Source organism: Burkholderia plantarii, assembly GCF_001411805.1.
Taxonomy (GTDB): domain Bacteria; phylum Pseudomonadota; class Gammaproteobacteria; order Burkholderiales; family Burkholderiaceae; genus Burkholderia; species Burkholderia plantarii.
On record NZ_CP007212.1, the window covers coordinates 3,223,835 to 3,239,703 of the forward strand.

The window sequence follows — 15,869 nt, forward strand, 5'->3', positions numbered from 1 at the left end:
GAACGCGCTTGCCGGCGCGGCGGCCGGCGAGGCGGACGCGCCGCCGGAGCCTCGACGGGCATCCAGCAGCATCGTTCCGGGAAAATGTCGTCCCATTATAGACGCGCCGCAGCACGCACCGCACGGGGAAAGCACCGGGCCGGCGCTCGGGCCGCGCGCGCGGCGGGCCGGACGGGCTCAGTGGCCCGAGGTCATCTTCAGGCCGAGCAGGCCGAGCACGATCAGCAAGGCGCTCGCGACGCGCATCAACGTAACGGCCTCGCCCATCAGCACGATGCCGACCACGAAGGCGCCGACCACGCCGATGCCGGTCCAGACCGCATAGGCCGTGCCGAGCGGCAACTGGCGCATCGCCATCGCGAGCAGCGCGAAGCTGCCGAGCGCGGTCACCACGGTGAACACGGAAGGCCAGAGGCGCGTGAAGCCCTCCGACGTTTTCATGCCGGCCGCCCAGGCGATTTCGAGCAGGCCGGCGACGAACAGCAGGATCCAGGACATGAGGGACTCCACGGGGAAGGGACGGGGCCGTCCCCGTGAATCGAAAGGCGCGACCGGGTCGTCCCGGTGCGACCGGCGATTATATCAAAATCATTACGGAAAGACGGGCGGGTCCCCCGCCGCGGCGCCGGCGGCGAGCACTGGCGTGGCTGACATGGCGCGCCGCGGGCCGCGCGGCGGGGTAATCGCGACGCACGGCATGGGACCGGATCGTCGCCGGGTTGCCGTTCAGGCCGCGCCGACCAGCCGGTAGCCCACCCCGGTTTCGGTGACGATGTGTTCCGGCTGCGCCGGATCGGCCTCGAGCTTCTGGCGCAGGTGCGCCATGTAGATCCGCAGATAGTGATGGCTCTCGACGTGCGACGGCCCCCAGACGTCGCGCAGCAGCTGCCGGTGCGTCAGTACGCGGCCCGCGTGGCGCACCAGCGTCGCGAGCAGGCGGTATTCGAGCGGCGTCAGATGCACCGGCGCGCCGGCGCGCGTGACGACGCGCAGCGCGAGGTCCACGGTGATCGCGCCGAACGTCACGCTCGGCGTGTCGTTCGCGCCGCCGAGGTTGCGCCGCCGCAGGTGCGCGCGAATCCGCGCCAGCAGTTCGGACACGCCGAACGGCTTGGTCAGGTAGTCGTCGGCGCCGGCGTCGAGCGCGGCCACCTTCTCGTCCTCGCGCGTGCGCGCCGACAGCACGATCACCGGCAGCTCGGACCAGCCGCGCAACTCGCGGATCACGTCGAGCCCGTCGGTGTCGGGCAGCCCGAGATCGACGATCACCAGATCAGGCTTGCGCGTGGCCGTCTCGATCAGCCCCTGCTTGCCGGTCTCGGCGTCGAACACGGCGATGCCCTCGGCCTCGAGCGCGGTGCGCACGAAGCGGCGGATCTGTTTTTCGTCCTCGATCAGGACGACGGTCAGCGTCGGTTCACTCATGGTCGGGCGTCAGCGGAGGTTCGAAAGCGGCGGGCGCGGCGCGCGGAAGAGCCCGGCCGGCGGCGGCCCGGCCCTCGTCCGGCGGGTTCCCGGCCGCCGTGGTCCGGTCGGCATCGTCGGCTGCGGCGGCTCCATCGGCCTGCTCGCCCTCGCCGGCGTCATCGACTTCGGGCACGGGCGGCGGCGCATCGACGGGCAGCGTGAACCAGAATCGCGCGCCGAGCACCGAGCCGTCCGGCGCGAGCCGGTTGCGCGCGCCGATTCTACCGCCATGCGCATCGACGATCGCCCGGCAGATCGCGAGCCCGAGCCCGATGCCGGGCGTGGCCGACTCCTTCTCGCCGCGCGTGAACTTGTCGAAGATGCGCGCCTCCATGCCGGCGCGCAGCCCCGGGCCGTGATCGTCGACGGTGACGCGCACGAACGGCTTGCCGTCCTCGTCGATACGCTCGGCGCCGATCACGAGCGCGGCGCCGGCCGGCGTGTATTTCGCCGCGTTCTCGAACAGGTTCGCGAACAGCCGCTCCATCAGCACCGCGTCGGTCTGCAACAGCGGCAGGTCGGCAGGCAGCCGCACCTGCACCGGATGGCGCGCCAGCACGCGCTTGCAGGCCGCGAGCGCGGCGCCGACGGTTTCCTCGAGCAGCGACCACTGCCGCTTCAGCTGCAGGCTGCCGGCCTGCAGCCGCGCCATGTCGAGCAGGTTCGTGACGATTCCGGTCATGCGCAGCGCCTCGTCATGGATCGCCTCGGCGAGTTCATGCTCGCGGCTCACGGCGGCCTCGGCCGCCGTGGCTGCCACGGTAACCGCCGTGCCCGCCGCCGTGCCGGTGGTGGCCGCCGCGCCGGCCGCTCTGGTAGCCCCGCCGCGCTGCCCCGCCGCCTCGTGCAGCCCCGCCAGCATCGACGAGAAGCCGACGATGGTGGTGAGCGGCGTGCGCAGGTCGTGCGAGATCGCCGACAGCAGCGAGTTGCGCAGCCGCTCGGACTCCATGCTGACCAGCGCGTCGCGCGCGATCTCGACGTAGTGGACGCGTTCGAGCGCGAGCGCGATCTGCGCGGCGAACGCGTCGAGCATGCGCTGCTGCTCGGGCATGTCGAGCTCGCGCGCGTCCTGCGTGACCACGGCCAGCACGCCGCGTGTGCGCATCGGCGCCTTCAGCGGCAGGTAGCGCGCGAGCGCGGCCGGCAGCGTGTCGGTGCCGCGCCCGGCCGGCTTCTGCTGGTCGTAGACCCACTGCCCGACGTCGCTGTCGAGCGCGGCGCCCGTCAGCGTCAGCGCCTCGTCGGGGTTCTCGATCTTCTGGCGCACCTGGTCCGCGCTGTCGGGCAGCAGCATCGCCACGCGCGCGCGGAACACCTCGGCCACGTGCCGGCTGCCGATCTCGACGATCTGCTCGGCCGTCAGCGCGGCGGCCAGCTCGCGCGCCATCGCGTACATCGCGCCGGTGCGCCGCTCGCGCCGCTCGGCCAGGCCCGCCGCGCGAGTCAGGCTCGAGGTCAGGTGACTGATCACGAGCGAGGTCAGCAGCATGCCGAAGAAGGTCAGCAGGTATTGCGTGTCGGACACCGACAGCGACATCCGCGGCGGCACGAAGAAGAAATCGAACGCGGCGACCGACAGGAACGACTGCATCACGCCCGGCCCGCGCCCGAGCCGCACGGCGCAGAACACCACGCCGAGCAGGTACAGCATCACGAGGTTGGTCAGGTCGAGGCGCGTCTGCGCGAGGCTTGCGATGCCGGTCAGCACCGCGCAGATCGCGGCGGCCACGGCGTAGTGGCGCGGCGGCGAGCGCTCGCCCGCCAGCCGCAGGAACGCGTCGCGCCAGGCCAGCGCGCCGGCGTCGGATGGCGCGCGACGCGCCTCGTCCTGGGCCGAGGCGCGCAGCAGCATCAGGTCGAGGTCGCCGGCACGCTCGGCGAGCCGCTCGCCGAACGGCCGCGCGAGCCGGCGCGCGAAGCCGGCGCGCGGCGAGCCGCCCGCCACCAGCTTCGAGACGTTGCGCACCTGCGCGTAGCCGATCAGCGCGGCCACCGCGTCGCCGCCCGCGAGCGTGACGGTCTCGGCGCCGAGTTCGGCCGCGAGCTTCAGCGCGTCGAGCGGCCGGCGCCGCCGCGCATCGTCGAGCCGCTGCGAGCGCGGCGTCTCCACATACACCGCGATCCAGTCGGCCTTCAGCCCGGCCGCGAGGCGCGCCGCCGCGCGCACCAGCGTGGGCGCCTCCGGCCCCGGCCCGACGCACACCAGCAGCCGCTCGCGCGCCTGCCAGATGCGCGCGATCGAGCGATCGGCGCGGTACTCGCGCATCTGCGCGTCGACGCGGTCGGCGGTGCGGCGCAGCGCCAGCTCGCGCAGCGCGATCAGGTTGCCCTTGCGGAAGAAGTTGCGCACCGCGCGCTCGGCCTGCTGCGGCAGGTACACCTTGCCGTCGCGCATCCGCTCGAGCAGCTCGTCGGCCGGCAGGTCGACCAGCGTGACCTCGTCGGCCGCGTCGAACACGCGGTCCGGCACGGTCTCCCAGACACGGATGCCGGTGATCGCGCCGACCACGTCGTTGAGGCTTTCGAGGTGCTGGACGTTGACGGTGGTGTAGACGTCGATGCCGGCGTCGAGCAGCTCATGCACGTCCTGCCAGCGCTTCAGGTGGCGCGTGCCGGGCAGGTTCGAGTGGGCCAGCTCGTCGACCAGCACCAGCTGCGGGCGCCGTTCGAGCGCCGCGTCGAGATCGAACTCCTCGAGCCGCCGGCCGCGATGCTCGATCACGCGCGGCGCGAGCAGGTCGAGCCCGCTGAGCAGCGCGGCGGTCTCGCGCCGGCCGTGCGTCTCGACGATGCCGACCAGCACGTCGACGCCCTCGTCGGCGCGCGAGCGCGCCGCCTGCAGCATCGCGTAGGTCTTGCCGACGCCGGCCGAGGCGCCGAAGAAGATCTTCAGCCGGCCGCGCTGCTGCTTCTCCTCCTCGCGCTGGAGCTTGTCGAGAAGCTGGTCGGGATCGGGACGGTTCATGCGGGGGGCGCCGCCGCGGGTCGCGGGCGGCGCGTCGTGGAAGGTCGCTGCATTGTGGTGCCAAACCCCGGAAAAAGAAAAGGCGGCACGCACCGGGCGCGCCGCATCGGACGACCGGGCGGGTCGCCCAGATCAGGCACGCTCAGTGCGCGGCCTTGCCCGCGTCGAGCGCGAGGTTCAGTTCGAGCACGTTCACGCGCGGCTCGCCGAACAGGCCGAACTGGCGGCCCCGCGTATGCGCGTCGACCAGCTGGCGCACCGCGTCGGCCGGCATCGCGCGCGCCTTCGCGACGCGGGCGATCTGGTAGGCCGCCGCGGCCGGGCTGATCTCCGGATCGAGGCCGCTGCCCGAGGCGGTGACGAGATCCACCGGCACCGGCTGCGAGAGATCGGTGCCGGCCGCCTTCAGCGCGTCGAGCCGGCCCTTGACCTGGTCGGCCAGCGCCGGGTTGGTCGGACCGAGGTTCGAGGCGCTCGAACCCTGCCCGTTGTACGGCATCGGGCTGGTGGCCGAGAGCCGCCCCCAGAAGTCTTGCGGCGCGTCGAACGGCTGGCCGATCAGCGACGAGCCGACCACCTTGCCGTTCAGCTCGATCAGGCTGCCGCCCGCCTGCGACGGGAACACGGCCGAGCCGAACGCGGTCATCACCGCCGGATACGCGAGCCCCGTGACGACGGTGAGCACCGCGAACAGGACGACGAGCGGACGAATCAGGGTCTTCATGACGAACCTTCCTTTATACCCAGCCGAAAGCGGCGAGCACGATGTCGATCAGCTTGATGCCGACGAACGGCACCAGGATCCCGCCGAGTCCGTAGACCAGCAGGTTGCGGCGCAGCAGCGTGGCCGCGCCGAGCGCGCGATAGCGCACGCCCTTGAGCGCGAGCGGGATCAGCAGCACGATGATCAGCGCGTTGAAGATCACCGCGGACATGATCGCCGAGGCCGGCGTGGCCAGATGCATCACGTTCAGCGCGTCGAGCTGCGGATAGGTGGTGGCGAACGCGGCCGGGATGATCGCGAAATACTTGGCGACGTCGTTGGCGATCGAGAAGGTCGTCAGCGAGCCGCGCGTCATCAGCATCTGCTTGCCGATCTCGACGATCTCGATCAGCTTGGTCGGGTTCGAATCGAGGTCGACCATGTTGCCGGCTTCCTTGGCCGCCTGCGTGCCGGTGTTCATGGCCACCGCGACGTCGGCCTGCGCGAGCGCCGGCGCGTCGTTGGTGCCGTCGCCCGTCATCGCCACCAGGCGCCCGGCCGTCTGGTGCTCGCGGATCGTCGCGAGCTTGGTCTCGGGGGTCGCCTCGGCGAGGAAGTCGTCGACGCCCGCCTCGGCCGCGATCGCGGCGGCGGTGAGCCGGTTGTCGCCCGTCACCATCACGGTCTTGATGCCCATCTTGCGCAGCTCGGCGAAGCGCTCCTTGATGCCGCCCTTCACGATGTCCTTCAGCTCGATCACGCCGAGCACGCGGGTCGCGTCGCCCAGCCGTTCGGCCACCACCAGCGGGGTGCTGCCGCGCCGCGCGATGTCGTCCACGGCGCGCCGCACGTCCTCGGGAAAGCGCGCGCCCTGGGCCTCGACGTACTGGCGGATCGCGTCGGCCGCGCCCTTGCGGATCTCGCGATCGGGCAGATCCACGCCGCTCATGCGGGTCTGCGCCGAGAAGCCGATGAAGGTGGCGCGCAGCGCGGCCATGTCGCGCTGGCGCAGGTTGAAGCGCGTCTTGGCCAGCACCACGATGCTGCGGCCTTCCGGGGTCTCGTCGGCCAGCGACGAGAGCTGCGCCGCGTCGGCCAGCGTTTCCTCTGGCACGCCCGCGGCCGGCACGAAGGTGGAGGCCTGGCGGTTGCCGAGCGTGATGGTGCCGGTCTTGTCGAGCAGCAGCACGTCGACGTCGCCGGCCGCCTCGACCGCGCGGCCCGAGGTGGCGATCACGTTGGCCTGCATCATGCGGCTCATGCCGGCCACGCCGATCGCCGAGAGCAGCCCGCCGATGGTGGTCGGGATCAGGCAGACCAGCAGCGCGACCAGCGCCGTGATGGTGACCACGTGGCCCGCGCCCATCGCCTGCACCGAGAAGATCGAGAACGGCAGCAGCGTGGCGGTGGCCAGCAGCATCACGATCGTCAGCGCGACCAGCAGGATGGTCAGCGCGATCTCGTTGGGGGTCTTCTGGCGCTTGGCGCCTTCCACCATGGCGATCATCCGGTCGAGGAACGCCTCGCCCGGGTTGGCCGTGACCTTCACGACGATCCAGTCCGACAGCACCCGCGTGCCGCCCGTGACCGACGAGAAATCGCCGCCCGACTCGCGGATCACCGGCGCCGATTCGCCGGTGATCGCCGATTCGTCGACCGAGGCGACGCCGTCCACCACCTCGCCGTCGGCGGGGATCGTGTCGCCGGCCTCGACCAGCACCACGTCGCCGCGACGCAGCTCGCTGGCGGTGGTGATGCGGATCGGCGACTTCGGATGCGGCTCGTTGAGCTTCTTGGCCATCACGTCCTTCTTCGCGCTGCGCAGCGAGGCGGCCTGGGCCTTCGAGCGGCCCTCGGCAAGCGCCTCGGCGAAGTTCGCGAACAGCACCGTGAACCAGAGCCAGAGCGTGACCGCGAGGATGAAGCCGGCCGGCGCCTCGGCCTGGCCGGCGAGCGCGGCGATCCAGAGGATGGTGGTGAGCACGCTGCCGACGTAGACGCAGAACATCACCGGATTGCGGAACTGCGTGCGCGGCGTGAGTTTCTTGAACGATTCGACGATCGCCGGGCGCACCAGCGCCGGGTCGAACATCGATCGCGTTGCGGAATGTTGATTCATTGTGATCCTCGATGGCATCGCGAGCGATGCGCGGATACCGTATTCCCGTTACCTGTGTGGGTGGGCCGGAGGCGCTCGCGCCACCCGGCCCGGATCGATCAGTGCGAGTTCGCGAACAGCATCAGATGCTCGACGCCGGGGCCGAGCGCGAGCGCCGGCACGTAGGTGAGCGCGCCCACCAGCAGCACCGAGCCGAGCAGCAGCACCACGAAGAGGGGCCCGTGGGTGGGCAGCGTGCCGCTGGTGGCGACGATGCGCTTCTTCGCGGCCAGCGAGCCGGCGATCGCGAGCACCGGCACGATCGTGCCGAAGCGCCCGAACCACATCGCGATCGCGGTCAGCCAGTTGTAGAACGGCGTGCTCACGGTAAGCCCGGCGAACGCGCTGCCGTTGTTGTTGGCGGCCGAACTGAACGCGTAGAGGATCTCCGAGAAGCCGTGCGGGCCGGGGTTCGCGATCCCCGCGCGGCCCGCCGCCGAGAGCACCGCGATCGAGGTGCCCACCAGCACCAGCAGCGGCGTGAGCAGCACCACGATCGACACCATCTTCATCTCGTAGGCCTCGATCTTCTTGCCGACGTACTCGGGCGTGCGACCGATCATCAGGCCCGCCACGAACACCGCCAGCAACGCGAACACCAGCATCCCGTAGAGCCCGGAGCCGACCCCGCCGAAGATCACCTCGCCGAGCTGGATCAGCAGCATCGGCACGAGGCCGCCGACCGGCGTCAGCGAATCATGCGCGCCGTCCACGGCGCCGCACGAGGCGGCGGTGGTGGCCACCACGAAGAGGCTGGTCTGGGCGATGCCGAAGCGCGTCTCCTTGCCTTCCATGTTGCCGCCCGCCTGCAGCGCGCCCGCGCCCTGGTCGACGTGCAGCGCCGCGAACACCGGGCTCGCGCGCTGCTCGGCGCCCGCCTCGATGCCGACCGCCACCGCGAACGCCACCGTCATCGCGGCGAGCACCGCGATGCCCTGGCGCCGGTCGCCGATCATGCGGCCGAACACGAGGCAGAGCGCGGCGGGCAGGATCAGGATCGACAGCAGCTGCACGACGTTCGAGAACGGCGTGGGGTTCTCGTAGGGATGCGCGGAGTTGCCGTTGAAGAAGCCGCCGCCGTTGGTGCCGAGCATCTTGATCGCTTCCTGCGAGGCGACCGGGCCCATCGCGATGGTCTGCGAGGTAAGCGGCGTGGCGACCGTCACCGGATTGCCCTTGGCGTCCTTCAGCGGGTTGCCCTGCGCGTCGAGCTTCGGCGCCTGGTAGCTCGAGGCCTGCAGCGTCGGCACGTCGGTGTAGGCGCGGAAGTTCTGGATCACGCCCTGGCTCATCAGCAGCGCGGCGATCAACGCCGCCATCGGCAGCAGCACGTAGAGCGTCACGCGCGTGATGTCGACCCAGAAGTTGCCGATGGTCTTCGCCGTGTGGCGCGCGAAGCCGCGGATCAGCGCGATCACCACCACGATCCCGGTGGCCGCCGACAGGAAGTTCTGCACGGTCAGGCCCAGCATCTGCGTCAGGTAGCTGACGGTCTGCTCGGGCGAATAATCCTGCCAGTTCGTGTTGGTGACGAAGCTGACCGCCGTGTTGAACGCGCCGTCCACCGTCATCGGCGCGAACTGCTGCGGGTTGCCGGGCAGCCATTGCTGGATGCGCAGCAGCAGATAGAGGAACAGCATGCCGAGCACGTTGAACGCGATCGTGGCGAGCGCGTAGTGCTTCCACGACATCTCGGCGCCCGGGTCCACGCCGGCCACGCGATACAGCGCGCGTTCGAGCGGGCCGAACACGCGCACCACGCGCGACGAGCCGTCCATCACGCGGCTCAGGTAGCCGGCCACCGGCACGGCGAGCGCCAGCAGCACGACGATGAAGATCCCCGCCTGCAACAGGTTGTTCGCGTTCATTCGATGTCCTCCGCGCGCAGCAGCGCGTAGACCAGATAAGCGAACAACAGCGCGGTGGCGAGCCCCGCGAGCCAAAGCATCCAGTTCATGACCGCCCCCCGCGACCCATTTGCGAGAGCTTGTCGCACCCCGCGACCAGCGCGACGATCAGCACCGCAAACAGTGCGAGACCGCCTACATACAGCGCATCCATTGTTGTGTTCTCCGTGTTCCTGTTCGAACGGATGCAACGTTATGGGAACGCGCGTAAAGGGCGGGTCAAAGCTCGGGCGGGAGGTGTAAAAAACGCGTAAACGCGCCGGCGTAGACGACCCGCGGCGGCGCCTCGGCGCCGCCGCGGGAAGCCCGATGCCGCGTGCCGGGGCTTACGGCAGCAGGATCGTCGAGCCGGTGGTGCGGCGCGCCTCGAGGTCGCGATGCGCGTCGGCGACGCGTTCGAGCGGATAGCGCTGGCGGACGTTGGTCTTCACCTTGCCCGAGGTGACCGCCTCGAACAGCTCGGCCGCGCCGCGTTCGAGGTCCTCGCGCTTCGCGATGTAGGTGAACAGCGTCGGCCGCGTGAAGAACAGCGAGCCGCGCGACGAGAACTCCTTCGAATCGATCGCCGGCAGCGGCCCCGACGCGTTGCCGAAGCTGACGAACAGGCCGAGCGGCGCGAGGCTGTCGAGCGACTGCAGGTAGGTGTCCTTGCCGATCGAGTCGTAGACCACCGGCACGCCGGCGCCGCCCGTGATCTGCCTGACGCGCTCGGCGAAGTTCTCGCGCGTGTAGACGATCGGGTGGTCGCAGCCGTGCGCCCTCGCGAGTTCGGCCTTCTCGTCCGAGCCGACCGTGCCGATCACCGTCGCGCCGAGTGCCTTGGCCCACTGGCAGGCGATCAGGCCGACGCCACCCGCCGCCGCGTGGATCACGATCGTGTCGCCGGCCTTGACGGGATAGGTGCGGCGCAGCAGGTAGTGGGCCGTCAGGCCCTGCAGCATCAGCGAGGCCGCATCGTCGTAGCTGATCGCGTCGGGCAGCTTGACGATCTTCGCGGCCGGCAGCACGCGTTCCTCGGCATACGAGCCGGGCGGCACGCCGGTGTAGGCGACGCGGTCGCCCGCCTTCAGCGCGGTGACGCCCTCGCCCACCGCCACCACCTCGCCCGCGCCCTCCTGGCCGAGTCCGCCCGGCAGCGGCTGCGGATAGAGCCCGTTGCGGAAATACACGTCGATGTAGTTGAGGCCCACCGCGTGGTGGCGGATGCGCACCTCGCCCGCCTGCGGTTCGCCCACCTCGACGTCGACCCACTTCATCACTTCCGGGCCGCCCGGCTGGTCGTAACGGATAGCTTTCGGCATGCGTTCTGCTCCTGGTTGGAGATACGGGGAATCGGCCGTCCGGCCGCGTGAACGACGATTCTCGCGCGTCGGAGGAGATCCTGCTGGCGGACGCCGTGACGGGAAACGACGTGACGCCTCACGCGGCACATAACAAAATGATTCTTCAGATCATTTGCTTCAGATCTGTCCGTGCGCGCCGATATCCATAGGCCGGCGCGATCGGCAGACGTGCAGTCCACGTAATCGAACAAAGGATCCGAGTCATGCGTATTCCCGTTGTCGCAACCCTTCTGCTCGCCCTTGCGTCCACCGCGCAAGCCGCCACGTCCATCACGGTCGATGGGCGCTTGAACTGCATCCAGAGCGCGCTCTCGCCAGGCGCCGCGCCCTACGGAACCGCTGCAACGTTTCAACTCGCGCCGGGCCGGTACGTGATGTCGCTCTCGGCGAACACCATGTCCTGCTCGCCCGGTGGCTGCGCGATTAGCAGCGTGACCGTGCAGGGCGGCGTCCTGACTGCGAAATGGGGCGTGCCGGTGACCACCCAGCCGATCGTCGTGGACGTCGGCGGTAACAGCGCCGCAACCCTGTACGGGTATGTCTCGGACGACGTCTGCTCGGACAACGGCGGCCAGGCCACGCTGCTGATCCAGCAGGCGTACTAACCGGGAACGGCACGCGCCGGACACGACGCCCGGCGCATCCTCACCCTATCCTGCGCACCAGATCGTCGAGCAACACGCGCGCGGTCGCCACGTTGGTGGCCACCGGCACGTCGTGGACGTCGCAGACGCGCACCAGCGCGTTGATGTCGGGATCGTGCGGCTGCGCCGTCATCGGATCGCGCAGGAACACCACCAGATGGACGCGGCCCGAGGCCAGCTCGGCGCCGATCTGCTGGTCGCCGCCGAGCGGCCCCGACAGCTTGCGCTCCACCTCCAGGCCGTGCGCGCTCGCGATCCGGCCGCCCGTGGTGCCGGTCGCGACCAACTCGCAGCGCGCGAGCGTGTCGCGATAGGCGCCGGTCAGCGCGACGATTTCATCCTTCTTCGCATCATGCGCGATCAGCGCAATACGGGGTGCGTTCATGCGGGGGCGTCCTGTGAAGCGATGGGCCGGGGCTGCGGCATGGGCCTCAGCCCCGGAGAAACAGCCCGCCCGGGCAGCGGGCGGGCGGCCGGACCAGCGGCCCGGCCGGCGGATCAGAACGTGCCCGGATACACGCCGCCGTCGAGCAGCCAGTTCTGGCCGGTGATGTAGCCGGCGTGCGCGCTGCAGAGGAACGCGCACGCCGCGCCGAACTCGTCGGGCCGGCCGAGGCGGCGCGCCGGGATCTCCTGCGTGCGGCGCGCGCGCATCTCGTCGACGGGCTTGCCGGCCGCCTTCGCCGAGGCGGCGAGCGTGGTCTGGATGCGGTCGGTGTCGAACAGCCCCGGCAGCAGGTTGTTGATCGTCACGTTGTGCTCGGCCACCTTGCGCGAGAGCCCGGCGATGAAGCCCGTCAGCCCCGAGCGCGCGCCGTTGGACAGCGCGAGCACGTCGATCGGCGCCTTCACGGCCGAACTCGTGATGTTGACGATGCGCCCGAAGCGGCGCGCGATCATGCCGTCCACGGTGGCGCGGATCAGCTCGATCGGCGTGAGCATGTTCGCGTCGATCGCGCGAATCCAGTCGTCGCGCGAGAAATCGCGGAAATCGCCGGGGGGCGGGCCGCCCGCGTTGGTCACGAGGATGTCGGGCTGCGGGCACGCGGCGAGTGCCGCCTCCCGGCCGGCGGCCGTGGTGATGTCGCAGGCCACGGCCGTCACGTCGGCGCCGGTGGCCTCGCGGATCTGCGCCGCGGTGGCGTCGAGCGTTTCCTGCGTGCGCGCGACGATCACGAGCTTCACGCCCTCGGCCGCGAGCGCCTGCGCGCAACCGCGTCCGAGTCCCTTGCTGGCCGCGCACACGAGCGCGGTTCGTCCTGCGATGCCGAGATCCATTCGAGTCTGTCCTGGTAAGCGGGCGGCCGGGCCGCACCGAAACGCGACGAATCGCGCGGGCAACGCCGACCGCTCCGGCCCGATTCGTTCCAGCTTGATCCAGCCGGCCCCGGCCGCCGCGCCCGCGCACGAAACGTCGATAATATCCGGATCGCGCCCCGGCATCTTCGGTAAACTTGCGCCATTGCCGCCCCGCCATGCGGGCGGCAGCCGAATCCGATGAATCCATTTTCCGCCGCCCGTCGCCCGTCATGACCCAGGACAGCCGCTTTCCGAACCTTTTCATCCTCGACCACCCGCTGATCCAGCACAAACTCACCCACATGCGCGACAAGGACACCTCCACGCGCACGTTCCGCGAGCTGCTGCGCGAGATCACGCTGCTGATGGGCTACGAGATCACGCGCAACCTGCCGATCACGACGAAGCGGGTCGAAACCCCGCTGGTCGAGATCGACGCGCCGGTGATCGCGGGCAAGAAGGTGGCGATCGTGCCCGTGCTACGCGCCGGGATCGGCATGTCGGACGGCCTGCTCGACCTGGTGCCTTCGGCGCGCGTCGGCCACATCGGCGTCTACCGCGCCGACGACCACCGCCCGGTCGAATACCTGGTGCGCCTGCCCGATCTGGAGGACCGCACCTTCATCCTCTGCGATCCGATGATCGCCACCGGCTACTCGGCGGTCCACGCCGTGGACGTGCTCAAGCGCCGCCAGGTGCCGGGCGAGCGGATCCTGTTCCTCGCGCTGGTGGCCGCGCCCGAAGGCATCCAGGTGTTCCAGGACGCGCATCCGGACGTGAAGGTCTACGTGGCCTCGCTCGATTCGCACCTGAACGAGCACGCCTACATCGTGCCGGGCCTCGGCGACGCCGGCGACCGGCTGTTCGGCACCAAGAACTGAGCCGCGGCCCCGTCAGCCGCGCCAGCCGCGGCGGCGGCGCGGCGCAACCCGGCCCCGCATGGTGCGCGAGCGAACGCCCACCCCGCCCGGTGCGCGCTTCGCCGCATGGTAAAATCGCGTGCTTCGCGTTCCCGGCCCCTGACGGGCCGGCCCCGCCCCCGGCACACGATGCCGCGCGAGCGGGCCGACACGCGAACCAACGACTTCTCGCGGCACCGCGCCACAACGCACCGCAACACATCGCTTAAGACACGCCCGCCGCACGGCGCGGGCGACGGAGAACTGGTATGGCTGGTCATTCCAAATGGGCCAACATCAAGCATAAGAAGGCAGCGGCCGACGCGAAGCGCGGCAAGGTCTGGACGCGCCTGATCAAGGAAATCCAGGTGGCGGCACGCCTGGGCGGCGGCGACGCGAACTCGAACCCGCGCCTGCGCCTGGCGGTCGACAAGGCGGCCGACGCGAACATGCCGAAGGACAACGTCAAGCGCGCGATCGATCGCGGCGTGGGCGGCGCGGACGGCGCGAACTACGAGGAAATCCGCTACGAGGGCTACGGCATCGGCGGCGCGGCGATCATCGTCGACACCATGACCGACAACCGCGTGCGTACCGTCGCGGAAGTGCGCCACGCGTTCTCGAAGTACGGCGGCAACATGGGCACCGACGGCTCGGTGGCGTTCATGTTCGATCACGTCGGCCAGTTCCTGTTCGCGCCCGGCACGTCGGAAGATTCGCTGATGGAAGCCGCGCTCGAGGCCGGCGCCGACGACGTCAACACCAACGAGGACGGCAGCATCGAGGTGCTCTGCGACTGGCAGGCGTTCTCGCAGGTCAAGGACGCACTGGAGGCGGCCGGCTTCAAGGCCGAACTCGCCGAAGTGACGATGAAGCCGCAGAACGAAGTGGAATTCACGGGCGACGACGCCGTGAAGATGCAGAAGCTCCTCGACGTGCTCGAAGACCTCGACGACGTCCAGGAGGTCTACACGAACGCGGTCATCGTCGACGAATGAACGCGCGCCGGTCCGTCTTTCGGGTGAAAGGCGGCCGACGTCAGGTTCCGCGGCCGGCCCGCCCGAGGCGCGCCGGCCGCCCCATTTTCTAGCCTGCGGGGAATCCCATGAAACTACTCGTCGTCGGTTCCGGCGGCCGCGAACACGCGCTCGCCTGGAAACTCGCCCAGTCGCCGCGCGTCCAGACCGTCTACGTTGCGCCCGGCAACGGCGGCACCGCGCAGGACGCGCGCCTGAAGAACATCGAACTGACCTCGCTCGACGACCTGGCCGACTTCGCCGAGACCGAGCAGGTGGCGTTCACGCTGGTCGGCCCGGAAGCGCCGCTCGCCGCCGGCATCGTCAACCACTTCCGCTCGCGCGGCCTGAAGGTGTTCGGCCCGACCCGCGAAGCCGCGCAGCTCGAAAGCTCGAAGGACTTCGCCAAGGCGTTCATGAAGCGCCACGGCATCCCGACCGCCGAATACGAGACCTTCACCGACGCGGCCGCCGCGCACGCCTATCTCGACGCCAAGGGCGCGCCGATCGTGGTCAAGGCCGACGGCCTCGCGGCCGGCAAGGGCGTGGTGGTGGCGATGTCGCTGGAAGAAGCGCACGAGGCCGTCGACATGATGCTGTCGGGCAACAAGCTCGGCGACGCCGGCGCGCGCGTGGTGATCGAGGAATTCCTCGACGGCGAGGAAGCCAGCTTCATCGTGATGGTGGACGGCAAGCACGCGCTCGCGCTCGCTTCCAGCCAGGACCACAAGCGCCTGCTCGACGGCGATCGCGGCCCCAACACGGGCGGCATGGGCGCCTATTCGCCGGCCCCGATCGTCACGCCGCAGATGCACGCGCGCGTAATGCGCGAGATCATCATGCCGACCGTGCGCGGCATGGAGAACGACGGCATCCGCTTCACCGGCTTCCTGTACGCGGGCCTGATGATCGACAAGGACGGCAATCCGCGCACGCTGGAATTCAACTGCCGGATGGGCGACCCGGAAACGCAGCCGATCATGGCGCGCCTGAAGAGCGACTTCTCGAAGGTGGTCGAGCAGGCGATCGCCGGCACGCTCGACACCGTCGAACTCGACTGGGACCGCCGCACCGCGCTCGGCGTGGTGCTGGCCGCGCACGGCTACCCTGACGCGCCGCGCAAGGGCGACCGGATCAACGGCATCCCCGGGGAAACCGCGCATGCGGTCACGTTCCACGCGGGCACCACGTTCGACGGCGACAAGCTCGTGACCTCGGGCGGTCGCGTGCTGTGCGTGGTCGGGCTGTCCGATTCGGTGCGCGGCGCACAGCAGGCCGCCTACGACGCGATCAACCAGATCAACTTCGAAGGCATGCAGTACCGCCGCGACATCGGCCACCGCGCGCTCGCCCGCAAGCAGGGTTGAGGCGCCGAGCCGCCGCCCGGTGCGCCCGCGTGCGCCCGGGCGGCGTTTTTCATGGCGCGCCCGCGGGCCGGGCGCGCCGGCCGAAAGGTCTACAATCG

Annotated in this window: 14 protein-coding genes; 4 read left to right on the plus strand and 10 right to left on the minus strand. The window is 70.2% G+C overall.

Going from position 1 to position 15,869, the window contains the following annotated elements; all coding sequences use genetic code 11:
• Positions 1-177: 177 nt before the first annotated feature.
• The 8 genes from bpln_RS13770 to bpln_RS13810 form a co-directional block, all read right to left on the minus strand.
• A complete protein-coding gene (locus bpln_RS13770; RefSeq protein ID WP_042625626.1) occupies positions 178-498 on the minus strand; it encodes a DMT family transporter in 321 nt (106 codons plus the stop codon).
• Between the two features lie 228 nt (positions 499-726).
• Positions 727-1,425, minus strand: a complete 699-nt coding sequence (kdpE, locus tag bpln_RS13775; RefSeq protein WP_042625627.1) for a two-component system response regulator KdpE — start codon at positions 1,423-1,425, stop codon at positions 727-729.
• Positions 1,418-4,435: a sensor histidine kinase gene (locus bpln_RS13780; protein WP_063891227.1), complete on the minus strand. Its 3,018-nt coding sequence runs from the start codon at positions 4,433-4,435 to the stop codon at positions 1,418-1,420. The genes kdpE and bpln_RS13780 overlap by 8 nt, the downstream gene beginning before the upstream one ends.
• Positions 4,436-4,577: 142 nt before the next feature.
• Positions 4,578-5,159 (minus strand): potassium-transporting ATPase subunit KdpC, encoded by a 582-nt coding sequence (gene kdpC / locus bpln_RS13785; protein ID WP_055139070.1) that lies wholly within the window; start codon positions 5,157-5,159, stop codon positions 4,578-4,580.
• A 13-nt stretch (positions 5,160-5,172) separates the two neighbouring features.
• The gene (kdpB, locus tag bpln_RS13790) at positions 5,173-7,257 is read right to left on the minus strand and encodes a potassium-transporting ATPase subunit KdpB (RefSeq protein ID WP_042625630.1); all 2,085 of its coding nucleotides are present in this window, start codon (positions 7,255-7,257) and stop codon (positions 5,173-5,175) included.
• Between the two features lie 98 nt (positions 7,258-7,355).
• A complete protein-coding gene (gene kdpA / locus bpln_RS13795) occupies positions 7,356-9,164 on the minus strand; it encodes a potassium-transporting ATPase subunit KdpA (protein ID WP_055139071.1) in 1,809 nt (602 codons plus the stop codon).
• A complete protein-coding gene (gene kdpF / locus bpln_RS13800) occupies positions 9,161-9,253 on the minus strand; it encodes a K(+)-transporting ATPase subunit F (protein ID WP_042625632.1) in 93 nt (30 codons plus the stop codon). Before kdpF ends, kdpA begins: the two co-directional genes overlap by 4 nt.
• A gap of 276 nt (positions 9,254-9,529) precedes the next feature.
• Positions 9,530-10,504, minus strand: coding sequence for a quinone oxidoreductase family protein (locus bpln_RS13810; RefSeq protein WP_055139072.1), 975 nt, complete (start codon positions 10,502-10,504; stop codon positions 9,530-9,532).
• Between the two features lie 245 nt (positions 10,505-10,749).
• Between bpln_RS13810 and bpln_RS13815 the strand changes: the two genes are divergently transcribed.
• Positions 10,750-11,151 carry a hypothetical protein gene (locus bpln_RS13815; RefSeq protein WP_055139073.1) on the plus strand — a complete coding sequence of 134 codons (402 nt, stop codon included), beginning with the start codon at positions 10,750-10,752 and terminating at the stop codon, positions 11,149-11,151.
• 40 nt (positions 11,152-11,191) lie between these two features.
• On the opposite strand, the gene bpln_RS13820 is transcribed toward bpln_RS13815, so the two are convergent.
• Both bpln_RS13820 and bpln_RS13825 read right to left on the minus strand, forming a co-directional pair.
• Positions 11,192-11,575, minus strand: a complete 384-nt coding sequence (locus bpln_RS13820; protein ID WP_042625636.1) for a methylglyoxal synthase — start codon at positions 11,573-11,575, stop codon at positions 11,192-11,194.
• Positions 11,576-11,688: 113 nt separating this feature from the next.
• Positions 11,689-12,468: an SDR family oxidoreductase gene (locus tag bpln_RS13825; RefSeq protein WP_042625637.1), complete on the minus strand. Its 780-nt coding sequence runs from the start codon at positions 12,466-12,468 to the stop codon at positions 11,689-11,691.
• A 251-nt stretch (positions 12,469-12,719) separates the two neighbouring features.
• On the opposite strand from bpln_RS13825, the gene upp reads away from it, so the two are divergent.
• The 3 genes from upp to purD all read left to right on the plus strand — a co-directional run bounded on the left by upp (position 12,720) and on the right by purD (position 15,771).
• A complete protein-coding gene (gene upp / locus bpln_RS13830; protein WP_042625638.1) occupies positions 12,720-13,370 on the plus strand; it encodes a uracil phosphoribosyltransferase in 651 nt (216 codons plus the stop codon).
• A gap of 287 nt (positions 13,371-13,657) precedes the next feature.
• Positions 13,658-14,386: a YebC/PmpR family DNA-binding transcriptional regulator gene (locus bpln_RS13835; protein WP_042625639.1), complete on the plus strand. Its 729-nt coding sequence runs from the start codon at positions 13,658-13,660 to the stop codon at positions 14,384-14,386.
• A gap of 107 nt (positions 14,387-14,493) precedes the next feature.
• Positions 14,494-15,771, plus strand: coding sequence for a phosphoribosylamine--glycine ligase (purD, locus tag bpln_RS13840; RefSeq protein WP_042625640.1), 1,278 nt, complete (start codon positions 14,494-14,496; stop codon positions 15,769-15,771).
• Positions 15,772-15,869 lie beyond the last annotated feature (98 nt).

What these genes read in the sequence shown, in the direction of transcription:
- bpln_RS13780 (WP_063891227.1), bottom strand. Translation starts at nt 4,435, where the DNA reads ATGAACCGTCCCGATCCCGACCAGCTTCTCGACAAGCTCCAGCGCGAG.
- bpln_RS13810 (WP_055139072.1), bottom strand. Translation starts at nt 10,504, where the DNA reads ATGCCGAAAGCTATCCGTTACGACCAGCCGGGCGGCCCGGAAGTGATG.
- kdpA (WP_055139071.1), bottom strand. Translation starts at nt 9,164, where the DNA reads ATGAACGCGAACAACCTGTTGCAGGCGGGGATCTTCATCGTCGTGCTG.
- bpln_RS13770 (WP_042625626.1), bottom strand. Translation starts at nt 498, where the DNA reads ATGTCCTGGATCCTGCTGTTCGTCGCCGGCCTGCTCGAAATCGCCTGG.
- bpln_RS13820 (WP_042625636.1), bottom strand. Translation starts at nt 11,575, where the DNA reads ATGAACGCACCCCGTATTGCGCTGATCGCGCATGATGCGAAGAAGGAT.
- purD (WP_042625640.1), top strand. Translation starts at nt 14,494, where the DNA reads ATGAAACTACTCGTCGTCGGTTCCGGCGGCCGCGAACACGCGCTCGCC.
- upp (WP_042625638.1), top strand. Translation starts at nt 12,720, where the DNA reads ATGACCCAGGACAGCCGCTTTCCGAACCTTTTCATCCTCGACCACCCG.
- kdpC (WP_055139070.1), bottom strand. Translation starts at nt 5,159, where the DNA reads ATGAAGACCCTGATTCGTCCGCTCGTCGTCCTGTTCGCGGTGCTCACC.
- bpln_RS13835 (WP_042625639.1), top strand. Translation starts at nt 13,658, where the DNA reads ATGGCTGGTCATTCCAAATGGGCCAACATCAAGCATAAGAAGGCAGCG.
- kdpB (WP_042625630.1), bottom strand. Translation starts at nt 7,257, where the DNA reads ATGAATCAACATTCCGCAACGCGATCGATGTTCGACCCGGCGCTGGTG.
- kdpE (WP_042625627.1), bottom strand. Translation starts at nt 1,425, where the DNA reads ATGAGTGAACCGACGCTGACCGTCGTCCTGATCGAGGACGAAAAACAG.
- bpln_RS13825 (WP_042625637.1), bottom strand. Translation starts at nt 12,468, where the DNA reads ATGGATCTCGGCATCGCAGGACGAACCGCGCTCGTGTGCGCGGCCAGC.
- bpln_RS13815 (WP_055139073.1), top strand. Translation starts at nt 10,750, where the DNA reads ATGCGTATTCCCGTTGTCGCAACCCTTCTGCTCGCCCTTGCGTCCACC.
- kdpF (WP_042625632.1), bottom strand. Translation starts at nt 9,253, where the DNA reads ATGAACTGGATGCTTTGGCTCGCGGGGCTCGCCACCGCGCTGTTGTTC.